The organism is Amycolatopsis sp. NPDC043885 (genome assembly GCF_056435685.1).
In genome coordinates, this window is sequence record NZ_JBWKEA010000027.1 from 51,709 (window position 1) to 67,180 (window position 15,472).

15 protein-coding genes are annotated in these 15,472 nt (G+C 69.0%); 9 read left to right on the forward strand and 6 right to left on the reverse strand.

The window, feature by feature from the left end:
• Positions 1–17: 17 nt before the first annotated feature.
• The 3 genes from AC069I_RS42025 to AC069I_RS42035 form a co-directional block, all read right to left on the reverse strand.
• Positions 18–1,406, reverse strand: coding sequence for a GntP family permease (locus tag AC069I_RS42025; protein WP_478229378.1), 1,389 nt, complete (start codon positions 1,404–1,406; stop codon positions 18–20).
• A complete protein-coding gene (locus AC069I_RS42030) occupies positions 1,403–2,998 on the reverse strand; it encodes an N-acyl-D-amino-acid deacylase family protein (protein ID WP_478229379.1) in 1,596 nt (531 codons plus the stop codon). Before AC069I_RS42030 ends, AC069I_RS42025 begins: the two co-directional genes overlap by 4 nt.
• Before the next feature lie 129 nt (positions 2,999–3,127).
• Positions 3,128–4,432, reverse strand: a complete 1,305-nt coding sequence (locus tag AC069I_RS42035; RefSeq protein WP_478229380.1) for an amino acid deaminase — start codon at positions 4,430–4,432, stop codon at positions 3,128–3,130.
• Positions 4,433–4,701: 269 nt separating this feature from the next.
• On the opposite strand from AC069I_RS42035, the gene AC069I_RS42040 reads away from it, so the two are divergent.
• Genes AC069I_RS42040 through AC069I_RS42050 form a run of 3 tightly spaced genes read left to right on the forward strand, consistent with a single transcriptional unit; the run spans position 4,702 to position 6,820 of the window.
• Entirely contained in the window at positions 4,702–5,679 is a 978-nt protein-coding gene (locus AC069I_RS42040; RefSeq protein ID WP_478229381.1) for a sugar kinase, read from the forward strand.
• Positions 5,676–6,440: an IclR family transcriptional regulator gene (locus tag AC069I_RS42045; RefSeq protein ID WP_340688357.1), complete on the forward strand. Its 765-nt coding sequence runs from the start codon at positions 5,676–5,678 to the stop codon at positions 6,438–6,440. Before AC069I_RS42040 ends, AC069I_RS42045 begins: the two co-directional genes overlap by 4 nt.
• Entirely contained in the window at positions 6,437–6,820 is a 384-nt protein-coding gene (locus AC069I_RS42050) for a RidA family protein (RefSeq protein ID WP_034321592.1), read from the forward strand. Before AC069I_RS42045 ends, AC069I_RS42050 begins: the two co-directional genes overlap by 4 nt.
• Positions 6,821–7,047: 227 nt before the next feature.
• Here the strand turns inward: AC069I_RS42050 and AC069I_RS42055 are convergent, their stop codons facing one another.
• The 3 genes from AC069I_RS42055 to AC069I_RS42065 form a co-directional block, all read right to left on the reverse strand.
• Positions 7,048–8,043, reverse strand: a complete 996-nt coding sequence (locus tag AC069I_RS42055; RefSeq protein ID WP_478229382.1) for a 1-aminocyclopropane-1-carboxylate deaminase — start codon at positions 8,041–8,043, stop codon at positions 7,048–7,050.
• Positions 8,040–8,678, reverse strand: a complete 639-nt coding sequence (locus tag AC069I_RS42060) for a GntR family transcriptional regulator (protein WP_478229403.1) — start codon at positions 8,676–8,678, stop codon at positions 8,040–8,042. Before AC069I_RS42060 ends, AC069I_RS42055 begins: the two co-directional genes overlap by 4 nt.
• 130 nt (positions 8,679–8,808) lie before the next feature.
• Positions 8,809–9,168, reverse strand: coding sequence for a DUF1844 domain-containing protein (locus AC069I_RS42065; protein ID WP_005163289.1), 360 nt, complete (start codon positions 9,166–9,168; stop codon positions 8,809–8,811).
• A 268-nt stretch (positions 9,169–9,436) separates the two neighbouring features.
• Here AC069I_RS42065 and infC point away from each other — a divergent pair, with 268 nt between their 5' ends.
• The 6 genes from infC to pheT all read left to right on the forward strand — a co-directional run bounded on the left by infC (position 9,437) and on the right by pheT (position 15,416).
• Positions 9,437–10,012, forward strand: a complete 576-nt coding sequence (gene infC / locus AC069I_RS42070) for a translation initiation factor IF-3 (protein ID WP_125789870.1) — start codon at positions 9,437–9,439, stop codon at positions 10,010–10,012.
• 70 nt (positions 10,013–10,082) lie between these two features.
• Entirely contained in the window at positions 10,083–10,277 is a 195-nt protein-coding gene (rpmI, locus tag AC069I_RS42075; RefSeq protein ID WP_007028043.1) for a 50S ribosomal protein L35, read from the forward strand.
• Between the two features lie 63 nt (positions 10,278–10,340).
• Complete coding sequence (rplT, locus tag AC069I_RS42080; protein ID WP_005163284.1) at positions 10,341–10,718, forward strand: 50S ribosomal protein L20; 378 nt, start codon at positions 10,341–10,343, stop codon at positions 10,716–10,718.
• Positions 10,715–11,548, forward strand: a complete 834-nt coding sequence (locus AC069I_RS42085; RefSeq protein ID WP_478229404.1) for a TrmH family RNA methyltransferase — start codon at positions 10,715–10,717, stop codon at positions 11,546–11,548. Before rplT ends, AC069I_RS42085 begins: the two co-directional genes overlap by 4 nt.
• 235 nt (positions 11,549–11,783) lie before the next feature.
• A complete protein-coding gene (gene pheS, locus AC069I_RS42090; RefSeq protein ID WP_034321604.1) occupies positions 11,784–12,848 on the forward strand; it encodes a phenylalanine--tRNA ligase subunit alpha in 1,065 nt (354 codons plus the stop codon).
• Positions 12,849–15,416: a phenylalanine--tRNA ligase subunit beta gene (gene pheT / locus AC069I_RS42095; protein ID WP_478229383.1), complete on the forward strand. Its 2,568-nt coding sequence runs from the start codon at positions 12,849–12,851 to the stop codon at positions 15,414–15,416. It abuts the gene before it with no gap.
• The last annotated feature ends 56 nt before the right edge of the window (positions 15,417–15,472 follow it).

Sequence of the window (15,472 nt, forward strand, 5' to 3'; positions counted from 1 at the left end):
CCCAGTCGTCAGGTGGTTTAAACCACTGCCATGAGCAATGCTGCCACGCCGAAACCGGAAACGGAAAGGACGGTTTCCAGGACGGTCCAGGTTTTCAGGGTCTCTGGCACGGTCATGTTGAAGTACCGCGAGATGATCCAGAAACCGCCGTCGTTCACGTGCGAGGCGATGATCGAACCCGCCGAAATCGCGACGACCAGCAGCGCGAGCTGTATCTGCGAATAGCCCAGCGTCGCCACCGTCGGTGCGACGATGCCGCTCGTGGTCACGATCGCGACCGTCGCCGAACCCTGCGCGATGCGCATTCCGCAACTGATCACGTACGCCGCCAGGATGACCGGGAGACCGGCGTTGTCGAGGGAACCCGCGACGGCCTTGCCGATCCCCGTCGCGGCCAGCACGGCGCCGAAGAACGCGCCCGCGCCGACCACGAGCAGGATCATCGCGACCGGGCGCAGCGACTTCGCCGAAAGCTCGCTCAAATCCTTGCCCGTCAAGCCTCGGCGCAGGCCCAGCAGCCACGACGCCAGCAGTACCGAAATCGTCAGCGCGACCGCCGGGGTGCCGACGAACGCGGCGACACCGGCGGGCGCGGAGTTCTTGGGAAGCCAGATGCTGCCGAACGTCCCGGCGAGGATCAGGACCAGCGGGACGGCGATGATCGCCAGCACCAGTCCCAGCGACGGCGGATTCGCTTCCTTCTCGCCTTCTTCCTCGGCGACCAGGAATTCCGCGGGAACCCGCACGTCGACGCGCTTGCCGATCCACGTCGAATACAGCACACCACCGACCAGGAACGCGGGGATACCGCACACCAGGCCCATCAGGATGATCCAGCCGAGTTCCACGTGCAGCAGACCGGCCGCGGCCACCGGGCCGGGGTGCGGCGGGAGGAACGCGTGCGTGATCGAAAGTCCGGCGAGCAACGGCAGTGCGTACAGCACGAGCGAGCGGCCGCCCTGTTTGGCGGCGACGTAGACCAGCGGCGCCAGCACGAAGATGCCGATGTCGAAGAAGACCGGGATACCGAAGACGAAGCCCGCGAGACCCATCGCCAGCGGGGCCCGCTTCTCACCGATGGCCCGCAGCAGCGCGCCGGTGAGCACCTTCGCCCCGCCCGATCGCTCCAAAATGGACCCGAGGATGGTGCCGAGTCCGATGATCGCGGCGATATGGCCGAGGATCCCGCCGAAACCCTTTTCCAGCAGGGAATCCGACGCCTTCTGCGCGGAGCCGACGATCTGGACGACCGGCAGGCCCGCGGCCAGCGCGGTCAGCAGGCCGACCACGATCAGCGCGATGAAGGGCTCGAGTTTGACTTTGATGATGAGGAACAACAACACCGCGATGGAGACGGCGGCGAGGGTCAGGAGACCTCCCGTCGTGTGTTGGAGCCAGTCGATCATCGGGCACTCCCGGGGTTCCGCAGTGAATGGCCGGCGAGGGCGCCGGTCGGTTGACCATCGTCGATGGCGGCGACACCGTTGACGAAGACATAGGGGATACCGGCGGCCTGCTGCCGCGGCTCGTCGAACGTGGCGGTGTCGGCGACGGTTTCCGGGTCGAACAGCACGAGGTCCGCGGCGTAGCCGGCGCGGACGAGACCCCGGTCGGTCAGCCGCAGGCGGTCCGCCGCGCGGCCGGTGAGGTGGGCGACGCATTCGGCGAGGTCGAGGACGCCGAGTTCGCGGACGTAGCGCGCGAGGTAACGCGGGAACGTGCCCCAGGCGCGGGGATGCGGCCGCGCGCCGACGAGCAGCCCGTCGCTGCCGCCGGTGTGCGTGCGGTGGCGCATGATCGCCTGGACGTTCTCCTCGTGCCCGACGTGCATCAGGCAGGACGTTCCGAGCTTCTCCGAGATCAGGACGTCGAAGTACAGCTCCGCGGCCGGCCTGCCTGCTCGCTGCGCCGACGCGGCGACGGAATGCCCGACGAGGTGGGCGTTCTCGTCCCGGCGGACACCGTTGATCTCGATGGCCTCCCAGTCGATCGGCACCCCGTGGGCGCCGTCGGATCCGGTCTCCTCGATCTCGGCGCGGATCCGCTCGCGGGTGTCCACATCGGACAGCCGGGCCAGCGTGGCGTCGAGCCCGCCTTCGGTGGCCCAGCTCGGCAACAGCGCGGAAAGGTACGTGGCGCCGGGAAGGTAGGGATAGGTGTCGAGGGTGATGTCGCAGCCGTCGTCGAGCGCCCGGTCGAGCAGCTCCAGCAGATCCGGCGCCTTGCCCTTGTTCACGGAGAAGTTCATCGTGGCGTGCGCGAGGTGCAGCGGGCAGCCCGAACGGCGGGAGACGTCGACCATCTCGCCGAACGCCTCGAGCGCGCCCTTGCCGTAGCTGCGATGGTGCGGGCTGTAGAAGCCACCGCGCTCGCCGACGACCTGGCACAGCTCGACGAGTTCTTCGGTGGTCGCGTACATGCCCGGCGTGTAGGTGAGCCCGGACGACATGCCCATCGCGCCCTCGGCCAGCCCGGTCGCGATGAGTTCCTTCATCGCGTTCATCTCGGCTTCGGACGCGGGCCGGTCCTCCCAGCCGACGGTGAGCATGCGGACGGTGCCCTGCGGCACGAGGTACGCCGCGTTGACCGCGACCCCCGCGTCGAGGCGGTCGAGGTACTCGCCGACGGAACGCCAGTTCCAGTTGAAGCCCGCCGGATCGTCGTTCCAGCCGGCGAGCTGCTGGCGCAGCGCCGCGAGGACGTCGTCGTTCACCGGCGCGTAGGAGAGCCCGTCCTGCCCGAGCACCTCGGTCGTGACGCCCTGGGAGAGCTTCGCGAGGTGATCCGGATTGGCGAGCAGCTGAAGGTCGGAATGCGAATGCATGTCGATGAACCCGGGCGCGAGCACGAGTCCTTCGGCGTCGATGGTGCGGCGGCCCGCGAGCGAGCCGGGTTCGGCGACACTGGCGATCCGGCCGTCGGTGATGCCCACGTCGTGCCTGGTGAGCGGATCCCCGGTGCCGTCGGCGACCAGTGCGGAGCGGACAACGATGTCCATGGCGATTCTTCCTCTGCGGCGGTGGAGGACGGATCAGAAATTGTTGGCGTAGCTGAAGATCGACCTGTATAGGTGACCGAACGTGTGAACCCGCTGTGTCGCTTCACGCGCGGGTTCACCAGCGGACACTCAGAAATGGGTGCGGACGAAATCGAGCACGGTCTCGCCGTCGGGGCCGACGACCGGGATCAGGGGCCATTTGTCGAAAACGGTGCACGGATGCGACAGGCCGAGGGCGATCCAGTCGCCGACCTCGACCGGCGACGACGCGGGCAGGGTGAGAAAGGCGTGCTGGTCGTTCATCTTCTGGATGGAGTGACCTTCGAGTGCGGACGTCTGCCCGTCGCCCTTGCGGATCAGGCGCGGCTCGGGCATGCCCTCGTCGAACGAGGCGTCCCGTTTGCCGATGGTCAGCAGCGCGAGTTCGTCCGTCGGCTTCGACGTGACCTGCGCCCAGGCGCGCAGCGCGGGACGGAACGAGGCGACGCCGTCGATGCGCGGCTGCTCGCCCAATGGCGAGATCACCCGGTAGAAGCCGTCGTCGTGGGTCACATAGGCGCCGCTGCGCAGGATCGGCAGGACGTCCAGGCCGCCCCAGTCCTTGGTGAGCTCGTCGGCGACGCGGTCGAAGTACGCGCTGCCGCCGCCGGTGACGATGATCCGGCCGGCCTCGTCGAGCAGGCCCTTGGCGTGGAAGGCGAAGACGAGTTCCCGCAGACCATCCACATAGGAGCTGATCAGCTGGAGCGACTTTTCGTCGGTGTGGTGGGAAAGCGCGCCTTCGTAGCCGCCGGATCCGCGCAACCGCAGAGCCGGGCTCGCGTGCGCGGCTTCGGCGACGGCGAGAGCGGTCTCGGTGTCGCGGACACCCGTGCGGCCGCCCTCGGCGCCGAGTTCGACCAGGACGTCCACCTTGCGGCGAGCGCCGCGCAGGGCTTCGGTCATCAGCTCGACACCGCGGACCGAGTCGACCCAGCAGACGAACTCGAAGTCGTCGTCGGCGTCGAGTTCGGCGGCGAGCCACTTCAGGCCCGAGGGGTCGAGCAGCTGGTTCGCCAGCAGGATCCGGGAAACGCCGAATGCGCGGTAGATCCTGAGGTGGCCGGCGTTCGCGCAGGTGATGCCCCACGAGCCGTGCTTCAGCTGCCGCTCGAACAGTTGCGGCGCCATCGTCGTCTTGCCGTGCGGGGCCAGCGCGACCCCACGTTCGGCGCACCAGCCCGCCATCGTGCGGAGGTTGTGTTCGACGGCCTCTTCGTCGAGAACGACGAACGGGCCGAGAAAGCCGTCGTCGAACAGCTTGGCGCCGCGGGCGGCGGCCTCGCCGATCGTGAGACCGGACAGCGAGGGCGCGACCGAGCGGAAGCGCCAGTCGACGCGCTCCTCCCGGACGGCCGCGACCGCGGCGGAATCGATGGTGCCGGCTTCGAACATGAGGTTCACCTCGGTTGCGTATGTTGCAACGGACGTTGCGCATATTGCGTGGGATAGGTGTAGCATCCGGTCCGCTAGAGGTCAACGGGGTGACGACGAGGAGACGCGGAAGTGACAGGTGAGCCTTGGCCGCCCGGGAATCTTTTGATCTTTCGGGGTCGCGCCTTGTCGGCCGGAGGCCCCGCTATCGCGATGGCGGGGCGCTTTTCGGTCGCGAGGCGGCATGATTCCGCGAGGCGCGCCCTGGCAGCGGGATGGCGGTCGGCGCGATGAAGAGCACTGACGTGTTGTGCATCGGGGAGTCGATGGCCTTGTTCGTGCCGGCCGAACCCGGGCCGCCCGACGAGGTACGTAAGTGGGTGCGAAGCATCGGAGGCGCCGAATCGAACGTCGCCTGCCACCTCCCGGCGCTGGGTTTCACCAGCGCGTGGGTGAGCGCCGTCGGCGACGATCCGTTCGGCCGCGCGCTGGTGCGTGAGATCGGCGAAGCGGGGGTGGACGTCAGCGGGGTCGTGGTCGACCGGACACGCCCGACCGGGCTCTACATCAAGGAAAGCGGTGCTGACGGCAGCCCCGTGCGCTATTACCGCAAGGGCTCGGCCGCGTCCGGAATGGACGCCGGATTGCTGGGGAAACTCGATCTCGACCGGGTGCGCGTGATCCACCTGTCCGGGATCACGCCCGCCCTGTCGGACGGTTGTCTCGATCTGGTGCGGGCGCTGATGGAACGACCGCGGGGCGACACGCTGGCGTCGTTCGACGTGAACTTCCGGCCCGCGCTGTGGACCGGACGCGACCCGTCGGTGCTGGCCGGACTGGCCGCGCGCGCCGACATCGTGCTGGCCGGCGAGGACGAGGCCGAGCGGGTGTGGGGGACCGGCGACCCGGCGCGGCTGCGCGCCGCCGTGCCCGGACCGAAGACGCTGGTCGTCAAGCATGGGGCACGCGGCGTGACCTTGATCGACGGCGACGAAGCACCGCTGTTCTCGCCCGCGCTCCAGGTCGACGTCGTGGAGCCGGTCGGCGCCGGTGACGCCTTCGCGGCCGGTTTCCTCGCCGCGACCCTGCGCGGCGACGACCCCGCGACCCGGCTGCGACGCGGTCATCTGCAGGCCGCTGCCACCCTGCTGACCCACGACGACGTGGGCCGGCCGCTGCCCGCGTCCGTCGTCGAAACGCTCCTCGGGGCGGATGAGGCAGCATGGGCGGCGGCCAAGCTGACGGACAAGGGAGTGGTGGGCGGATGAGCCAGAGCCTGGACAGGGCGCTCACGCTGCTGAGCGGGCTCGCCCGTGAGCCGAAGACACTGGACCAGCTCGCCGAGGAGATCGGCGTGCACAAGTCGACCGTGCTGCGCCTGCTGCGCACCCTGGAGGCGCACCACTTCGTGCGCCGGGAGGGGCAGCGGTACTACCGGCTGGGCAGTGCGCTCTTCGACCTCGCACAACAGGCGCTGGAGGATCGCGACGTCCGCCGCACCGCGCAATCCGCGCTCGCCGGGCTCAACGCGCGCACCGGGCACACCGTGCACCTCGCGTCCTATGAGGACGGAGAGGTCGTCTATATCGACAAGTTCGAGGGCAGGCATTCGGTGCGGATGTACTCCCGCATCGGGAAACGCGCGCCCCTGCACTGCACCGCCGTCGGCAAGGTGCTCGTCGCGGCGATGACGCCGGAGAAGCAGGCGGACGTGGTGTCGAGGATCGACTTCTTCGTCCGGACGCCGAACACGATCACCACCCCTGAGGCCTACATGAAGGAACTCGCGCTCGTCGCCGACCGCGGCTACGCGGTGGACAACGCCGAGCACGAGGACTTCATCCACTGCGTCGCCGCGCCGGTCCGCGGTCCGGGCGGCGTGGTGCTCGCCGCCGCGTCCGTGTCGGTGCCGAAGGTACTGCTGGACTACGACGGCCTGATGGGGCTCGTGCCCGAGCTGATCGCCGCCGCCGAAGAAGCTTCCGTCCACAGTGGATGGACGGGGAACCGAAAGGGGAAGTTGGAATGAGCAAGACCGCGATCAGCACGGAGAACGCGCCGAAGCCGGTGGCCGCGTTCTCGCAGGCGGTCCGCAAGGGCAACATCCTGCAGGTGGCCGGCCAGGTCGCCTTCGACCCGGCCACCGGCGCCATCGTCGGCGAGACCGTCGGTGAGCAGACCGAGCAGACCTTCAAGAACATCGAGGCGGTGCTCGAGGCCGCCGGTTCGAGCCTGGCCGACGCGATGATGGTGCGCGTGTACCTGACCGACGTCGACCACTTCGGCGCGTTCAACGAGGTCTACAACAAGCTGATCGGCGAAGCGCCGCACCCGGCCCGCACCACCGTGTACGTCGGCCTGCCCGCCGGGCTGCTGGTGGAGATCGACGTCCTGGCCGTGACGGACTGACCCCGCGCCTCGTGAGTGGTAAGGACGGTTCTAACCGTCCTTACCACTCACGAGGGACCTGGGCCAGCCTTAACGTGCCGTTGCCGGCGTTCTGGTGTCCGTGAAGGCCTCCTTCCCTACCTTGAGCGTAGGGAAGGAGGCCTTCACGGACCCGCGATCGACCGGCAGCCACCTCCGGTAGGTACGCAAGACACCGTTGGCTCTAACCGTCCTTACCACTCACGAGGTCACAGGACGCTCGTGTAGCCGTTCAGCGCGGGCTGCCCGCCCAGATGCGCGAAGAGCACATTCGACTCCCGCGCGATCTCCCCGCGCGAGACGAGATCGATCAGCCCCGCCATGGACTTGCCCTCGTACACCGGATCCGTGAGCACTCCCTCCAACCGGGCCAGCGTCCGGATCGCGTCCAGCGTGGACTCGTCCGGGAGGCCGTAGATCCCGGCGTGGTAGCGCTCGTCCAGCTCGACCTCCTCGATCTCGCCGGCACCGATCAGTTCCGCGGTCGCCCTGGCGATGCGAGTGATCTGATCGCGTGTCTCGGCCGGTTTCGCCGACCCGTCGATGCCGAGGATCCGGCGCGGCTTACCGGAAAGCGCGGCCCCGGCGACCATCCCGGCCTGCGTGCTGCCGGTCACCGAGCAGACGATCACCGTGTCGAAGAAGACGCCGAGTTCCGCCTCCTGCGCTTCGAGTTCGACGATCCACTTCGCGAAACCGAGCCCGCCGAGACGGTGGTCCGAGCCGCCGGCCGGGATCGCGTACGGCTTCCCGCCGCCGGCTTCGATTTCCTTGACCGCGTTCTCCCAGCTCTCCTTGAAGCCGACGCCGAACCCGGCCTCGACCATCCGGATGTCCGCGCCGAGGATGCGCGAGAGCTGGATGTTGCCGACTTTGTCGTACATCGGGTCGTTCCAGTCGACCCAGCTCTCCTGCACCAGTACGGCCTTGAGCCCGGCCCGCGCGGCGGCCGCGGCGACCTGGCGGGTGTGGTTCGACTGCACGCCGCCGATCGAGATCAGCGTGTCCGCGCCCGAGGCCAGCGCGTCGGCGACCAGGTATTCGAGCTTCCGGGTCTTGTTGCCGCCGAACGCGATCCCGGAGTTGACGTCCTCGCGTTTCGCCCAGACCTTCGCCCCGCCGAGATGAGCGGTGAGCCGCTCCAGCGGATGGACGGGGGAGGGGCCGAACAGCAGTGGGTAGCGCGGGAAATCGGCGAGGGTCATGGCGTCTCCAGAAGGTCTTCGAGTTCGGTCCAGATGGTGGCGGTGATCGCGCAGGCCGCGTCGACGTCGCCCGCTTCGATGGCGTCGGCCAGTTCCGCGTGGCGCTGGACCGACCGGTGGGCGGGCAGGGAACCGAAGCGGGCGTACTCGAGACGGCGCAGCAGGGGTGTGTAGCGAGCCAGCGTCGCGGCGATCGCCCGGTTGCGCGCGGCGGCCACCGGGACGTCGTGGAGTTCGTCGTCGGCGGCGATCGCGGCCGCGATGTCCCCGGCGGCGATCGCGTCGGCGAACCGGGCGTTGGCCACGCGCATCGCCGCGACCTCCACCGGTCCCATCCGGGGTGCACCCGCCCGGACGGCGAACTCGTGCAGCGCCCGGACGAGCTCCAGTGCGTCACGGACGTCGTCGGGAACGAACCTCGCGACGCGCGTGTAGCTCTGTGGCTTCGACTCGACGAGACCGTCCTCGACGAGCCGCAGCAGCGCTTGGCGCACCGGGGCCCGGGAAAGCCCCAGCTGATCGGCGAGGTCGCCGTCGCGCAGGTTCGTCCCCGGCGGCAGCGTCCCGTCGATGATCGCCCGCCGGATGCTCTCGTAGGCCTCGTCCCGGAGGAGGGACCTCGGTACTTTCGCCAACCCACTCACATCTGAAATGTTAGTTGGCATCGGCCGGTTCGGAAAAGGGGCCGATGCCATGAAAGGTCCTTTCCTTGCGAAATTTGCAAGGAAAGGACCTTTCATGGCACGCCAGAGGGGGCGGGAAGACCTAGTAGACCGGCCCCGTGTACTTCTCGCCCGGTCCCTGACCGGGAGCGTCGGGCACGGCCGAAGCTTCGCGGAACGCCTTCTGCAGCGACTGCAGGCCGTCGCGCAACGGGCCCGCGTGCAGGCCGAGGTACTCTGCCGAAGCGGTGACCAGCCCGGCGAGGGCGGTGATCAGGCGGCGGGCCTCGTCGAGGTCGCGGTGCGGTGAGCTGGCCGGGTCCTCGTCCGCGAGGCCGAGGCGTTCGGCGCCGGCGGAGAGCAGCATGACGGCCGCCCTGCTGATCACCTCGACGCTCGGGATGTCCTCCAGGTCGCGGACGTCCGGGGAATACGGGGGCTGCTGAACGGGTTCATCTGACACGTCTGGTACCCTTCCACGAGCGACCAGCCCCCGAGCGATCGGGGGCGGCAAGTGGAGCCCCGCTCCCACCCGTGTCACCGCCGCAACACCAGGTGTCCGGGTCCGGTCTCGCCAAGACGATTTCGGGCGTCGAGGCGGTGTGTTCGGTTCTGGAGATCGAACACGATCGGAAAGAGTGGGCCCCGCGTACCGCACGGTACCGGGGCCTTAGGTATGTGGGCACCAGGTCGAAACGGTAGAAGAATTTACCTCGAACCAGGGAGGCCCCATCAGCGCCGAGACACGCATCAACGACCGAATCCGGGTACCGGAGGTCCGCCTCGTCGGGCCGGCCGGTGAACAGGTCGGCATCGTCCGGATCGAAGATGCGCTGCGGCTGGCACAGGAGAACGATCTCGATCTCGTCGAGGTCGCCCCGCAGGCACGCCCGCCCGTATGCAAGCTCATGGACTTCGGCAAGTTCAAGTACGAGAGCGCGCAGAAGGCCCGCGAGTCCCGCCGCAACCAGCAGCTCACCGTCATCAAAGAGCAGAAGCTGCGGCCGAAGATCGACCAGCACGACTACGAGACCAAGAAGGGTCACGTGTCGCGCTTCCTTGCGGCAGGCAACAAGGTAAAGGTCACGATCATGTTCCGCGGTCGCGAGCAGTCCCGGCCGGAACTCGGGTTCCGCCTGCTGCAGAAGCTCGCCGACGAGGTGACCGAGCTCGGCTTCGTCGAGTCGTCGCCGAAGCAGGACGGTCGCAACATGATCATGGTGTTGGCCCCGCACAAGAACGTGAAGCCGCAGAAGGCCGCGAAGGCAGCCAAGGACGAGTCGTCCGAGCCGCCCGCCGACGCGTAGCGCCGACCAGCACATGTCAGCGGCACACCGGGCAACACCGGTGTGCCGCCGCACGGAAGAGGACAACGTAATGCCGAAGATGAAGACGCACAGCGGGACGTCCAAGCGTGTCCGCGTCACGGGTTCGGGCAAGCTGCGCCGCCAGAAGGCCGGCCGCCGCCACCTGATGGAGAAGAAGTCCAACAGGCTCACCCGTCGCCTCGAAGGCACGACCGAGATCGCCAAGAACGACGTCGGCCGCGTCAAGCGCCTTCTCGGCCGCTGACACCCCGCACTTTTGTAAACGCCGGGCGCGCCAGCGCGCCCCCAGATCGACAGGATGGACCCAGTGGCACGCGTCAAGAGGGCTGTCAACGCCCAGAAGAAGCGTCGCGCGACTCTCGAGCTCGCCAGCGGCTACCGCGGCCAGCGTTCGCGGCTGTACCGCAAGGCGAAGGAGCAGACGCTTCACTCGCTGAACTACGCCTACCGGGACCGTCGTGCCCGCAAGGGTGACTTCCGCCAGCTGTGGATCACCCGGATCAACGCGGCGGCCCGCGCCAACGGCGTGACCTACAACCGGTTCATCCAGGGCCTCAAGGCCGCTGGTGTCGAGGTCGACCGCAAGATCCTCGCGGACCTCGCCGTCAACGACGCCGCCGCGTTCACCGCGCTGGCCGAGCTGGCCAAGGCGAACGTGAACACCGAAGAGAAGAAGTCGGCCTGACCGGCGACAGCGCTCTTCACCGACCCGGGGCTGCTCCGTTCACCGAACGGACGCCCCGGGTCGTTGCTGCGCGCAAGCTCACCCGCCGGGCCGAGCGCGAGAAGACCGGCCGGTTCCTGGCCGAAGGCGCGAACGCGGTCGAAGCCGCGCTCGAACACGGCGGCACGGTGTACGAGCTGTTCGTGACCGAACGCGCCGCCGCGCAGCACGAGCGCCTGCTCGCCGCCGCGCGTGAGGCGGGCGTCTCCGTCTCGCCGATCACCGATCGCGCGGCCGACGGATTGTCCGAGACCGTGACGCCGCAAGGCATCGTCGCGGTCTGCGCGCTCGTCGACCGTCCACAAGAGACCGTCCTGAAGCCGGGCGCGAAGCTCGTCGTCGTCCTCGTCGACGTCGCGGACCCCGGTAACGCGGGCACCGTGATCCGGGTCGCGGACGCCGCGGGCGCCGACGCGGTCGTCCTCGCCGGGGACAGCGTCGACCCGCACAACGGCAAATGCGTCCGCGCGGCCGCCGGCAGCCTGTTCCACCCCGCCATCACGCGGATCCGGGACGTCGACGCGGCCTTGAAGGCCTGCTCCGCCGCCGGACTCCGCACCTTCGGCGCACACGGCTACGCCGACACCGAGCTCGATCAGGTGACCTTCGACGAGCCCACCGCGTGGGTCTTCGGCAACGAGGCGCACGGACTGCCACGGGCGGTCCTGAAGACGGTCGATCTCGCGGTGAAGATCCCGATGTACGGCCGGGCGGAGAGCCTCAACCTCGCGACGGCCGCCGCGATCTGCGTGTACACGAATGCGATGGCTTCGCGGGCCGCCACCACGTAGAGTCGCGGGCGTCACGCCGTCGCATCACGACACAAGGGAGCTCTCATGGAACGCAGTGTTCGTTCCAGCACCTTGTTTACGGCGTAGAGCGCGGATTTCGCACGTCCGAGTGACGGTGTGCCCAGCCCGAGGGTGATCGGGGGCCGCCGTTCGCTGTCCCATAGAATTCAGCAGCTGCTAAACCCATGTGTGCGCTCGCGTGCACCGGACCAGTCCCAGCGGACGCCGAGGAGTTATGTCCGAAGCCAACGACAAGCAGGACCCCCAGGCGGGAACGCTCGCGCCGGAAACGTTGACGGCCGCCGTCAAACAGGCCGAGACCGATTTCGCGGCCGCGGCGGATCTCGACGCGCTGGCCGCGGTCAAACCCGCCCACCTCGGGGACCAGTCTCCGCTGCTGCTCGCCCGCCGCGAGATCGGCGCCCTGCCGAAGCAGGAGAAGGCCGAGGCCGGCAAGCGGGTCAACGAAGCGCGCCAGGGCATCCAGGCCGCGTTCGACGCGCGCCGAGCCGTGCTCCAAGCAGAACGTGACGAAAAGGTGCTCCGTGAGGAGGCCGTCGACGTCACGCTCCCGTGGGACCGCGTGCCCCGGGGCGCCCGGCACCCGATCGCGACCCTGTCGGATCGGATCGCCGACGCGTTCATCGCGATGGGCTACGAGATCGCCGAAGGCCCGGAACTCGAAGCCGAGTGGTTCAACTTCGACGCGCTGAACTTCGGCAAGGACCACCCCGCGCGCCAGCTGCAGGACACGTTCTACCTCGGCGAGGAGGACTCCGGCCTGGTGCTGCGGACGCACACCTCGCCGGTGCAGGCCCGCACGCTGCTGCACCGTGACCTGCCCGTGTACGTCGTCTGCCCCGGCCGCACCTACCGGACCGACGAGCTCGACGCCACGCACACCCCGGTGTTCTCGCAGGTCGAAGGGCTCGCGGTGGACAAGGGCCTGACGATGGCGCACCTCAAGGGCACCCTCGACGCCTTTGCCCGCGCGATGTTCGGCGGTACCTCGAAGACCCGCCTGCGCCCGCACTTCTTCCCGTTCACCGAGCCGTCGGCCGAGGTCGACGTCTGGTTCGAGGAGAAGAAGGGCGGACCCGGCTGGGTCGAGTGGGGTGGCTGCGGCATGGTCAACCCCAACGTCCTGCGTGCCTGCGGCGTCGATCCCGAGGTCTACTCGGGCTTCGCCTTCGGCATGGGTATCGAGCGCACCCTGCAGTTCCGCAACGGAATCCCGGACATGCGCGACATGGTGGAGGGCGACATCAGGTTCACCCTGCCCTTCGGAACGGAGGCCTGAGTGAAGGTCCCAGCCAGCTGGCTGACCGAACACCTCGACGTCGACGAGGAGGTCACGGCCCAGGATCTGGCCGACGCCTTCGTGCGCATCGGCATCGAGGTCGACGACGTCCGGAAACTCGAACCGGTCACCGGCCCGCTCGTGGTCGGCCGCGTCGCCGAGATCGAGGAGCTCACCGAGTTCAAGAAGCCGGTCCGCTTCTGCCGGGTCGACGTCGGCGAATCGGGTGACGACACCGACAAGCCCGACGAGAACCTCGACGATGACGAGGACGACGACGAAGGTCCTTTCGAGGACGAAGGCCCCACGGGGATCAAGACCCGCGGAATCATCTGCGGCGCCTCGAACTTCGCCGAGGGCGACCTGGTCGTCGTCGCGCTGCCCGGCACCGTGCTGCCCGGTGGGTTCGAGATCGGCGCGCGCAAGACCTACGGCCGCCTCAGCGACGGCATGATCTGCTCCGCGAGCGAACTCGGCATCGGTGACGACCACTCCGGCATCCTGGTGCTGCCGCCGAGCACGGCCAGCCCCGGCGAGGACGCGAACAAGCTGCTCGGCCTCGACGACACCGTCCTCGAGGTGACGCCGACCCCGGACCGCGGGTACACCCTGTCGGTCCGCGGCCTGGCTCGCGAGCTGTCGAACGCGCTCGACGTCCCCTTCGGCGACCCGGCGTCCATCGAGGTCCCCGAGGCCGAGAGCGATGTCTGGCCGGTGCACCTCGAAGACACCGAGGGCTGCAAGCGGTTTGTGCTGCGCCGGGTCAAGAACCTCGACGCGACCGCGCCGACGCCGTGGTGGATGCGCCGCCGCCTGATGCTGTCGGGTATCCGCTCGATCTCGCTCGCGGTCGACGTGACCAACTACGTCATGCTCGAACTCGGGCACCCGCTGCACGCGTACGACACCGGGTCGGTCAAGGGCGACCTGGTGGTGCGAAAGGGCAAGCCGGGCGAGAAGCTGACCACTTTGGACGATGTCGAGCGTGCGATCGACACTGACGACGTGGTGATCGCGGACGACACAGGGATCATCGGGCTCGCCGGCACGATGGGTGGCGCGTCGACCGAGATCACGCCGGAGAGCACCGACGTGCTGCTCGAGGCGGCGCACTGGGATCCGTCGTCGATCAGCCGCACGGCCCGCCGTCACAAGCTGTTCTCCGAGGCGGCCAAGCGGTTCGAACGCTACACCGACCCGCAGCTGTGCGCGGTGGCCGTCGAGCTCGCCGCACGCCTGCTGCGTCAGTACGGCGAGGGCTCGATCCTGCCCGGCCGCACCGACGAGGGCGGCGTCGAGCCGAACCCGCCGGTGACCATGCCGATCAGCCTGCCCGACCAGGTGGCTGGGGTGCGTTACGAGCGCGGCGTCACGGTCAAACGGCTCTCGCAGATCGGCTGCAAGGTCAACGTGGGCACGGCCGAGGACGGCACCGCGTTGGTGACCGCCGTCCCGCCGAGCTGGCGCGGTGACCTGGTGCAGCCCGCCGACCTGGTCGAGGAGGTGCTCCGGCTGGAGGGCTACGACAGCATCCCGTCGGTGCTGCCAGACGCTCCGGCGGGCCGGGGCCTCACCGACACGCAGCGCCGCCGTCGTTCGGTCGCGCGTGCGCTGGCGGAGAACGGCTACGTCGAGGTGCTGCCCTTCCCGTTCATCTCGGACTCGGTCTGGGACGCGTTCGGGCTGCCCGAGGACGACGTCCGCCGCAGCACCGTGAAGGTCCGCAACCCGCTGGAGGCGGATAAGGACCGGATGGCGAGCACCTTGCTGCCGGGGCTGCTGGATACCTTGCAGCGCAACATCTCCCGTGGTTTCAAGGATGTCTCGCTGTTCCACATCGGACAGGTCGTGCTGCCCGGGCCGAACCCGATCCCGATGCCTTCGCTCGGGGTGGACCGGCGCCCGACCGACGAGGAGCTCGCGGTGCTGGAGGCGGCGGTCCCGCCGCAGCCGCTGCACGTCGCCGTCGTGCTCGCGGGCCAGCGTGCCCGTGCCGGCTGGTGGGGTGCGGGCGAGCAGGCGAACTGGGCCGACGCGGTGCAGGCCGCGCGGCTGGTCGCGCAGGCCGCCGGTGTCGAGCTGACCACCGCCGCCGCGGACCAGCCGCCGTGGCACCCCGGGCGCTGCGCGCAGCTGCGGGTGGGCCAGTGGCCCGTCGGCTACGCCGGTGAGCTGCACCCGAAGGTCGTCGAGGCGCTCGGGCTGCCGCCGCGCACCGTCGCGATGGAACTCGACCTGGACGCGATCCCGATCCCGGACGGCCGTCCGGCGCCGCGGATCTCGGCGTACCCGCCGGTGCTGCTCGACGTCGCCCTCGTCGCCGAGGCGAGCGTCCCGTCAGCCGACCTGGCCGAGGCGCTGCGCGAAGGCGCGGGCGAACTGCTCGAGGACATCACGCTGTTCGACTCGTACCAGGGTGAGCAGCTGGGCGAGGGCAAGCGTTCGGTGGCGTACAAGCTGCGGTTCCGTGCCGCGGACCGCACGCTGACCGTCGACGAGGCCACCAAGGCCCGCGACGCCGCCGTCGCGGTCGCGGGTGAACGTTTCGGCGCGAGCCTGCGGGCCTGACCCGAAAGTCCCGTGAAGGCCCCCTTCCATGCCTGATTCCATCAGCAGAGGGAAGG

Coding starts and splice junctions, on each gene's coding strand:
- AC069I_RS42025 (WP_478229378.1), bottom strand. CDS start 1,406: ATGATCGACTGGCTCCAACACACGACGGGAGGTCTCCTGACCCTCGCC.
- AC069I_RS42030 (WP_478229379.1), bottom strand. CDS start 2,998: ATGGACATCGTTGTCCGCTCCGCACTGGTCGCCGACGGCACCGGGGAT.
- AC069I_RS42035 (WP_478229380.1), bottom strand. CDS start 4,432: ATGTTCGAAGCCGGCACCATCGATTCCGCCGCGGTCGCGGCCGTCCGG.
- AC069I_RS42040 (WP_478229381.1), top strand. CDS start 4,702: ATGAAGAGCACTGACGTGTTGTGCATCGGGGAGTCGATGGCCTTGTTC.
- AC069I_RS42045 (WP_340688357.1), top strand. CDS start 5,676: ATGAGCCAGAGCCTGGACAGGGCGCTCACGCTGCTGAGCGGGCTCGCC.
- AC069I_RS42050 (WP_034321592.1), top strand. CDS start 6,437: ATGAGCAAGACCGCGATCAGCACGGAGAACGCGCCGAAGCCGGTGGCC.
- AC069I_RS42055 (WP_478229382.1), bottom strand. CDS start 8,043: ATGACCCTCGCCGATTTCCCGCGCTACCCACTGCTGTTCGGCCCCTCC.
- rpmI (WP_007028043.1), top strand. CDS start 10,083: ATGCCGAAGATGAAGACGCACAGCGGGACGTCCAAGCGTGTCCGCGTC.
- pheS (WP_034321604.1), top strand. CDS start 11,784: ATGTCCGAAGCCAACGACAAGCAGGACCCCCAGGCGGGAACGCTCGCG.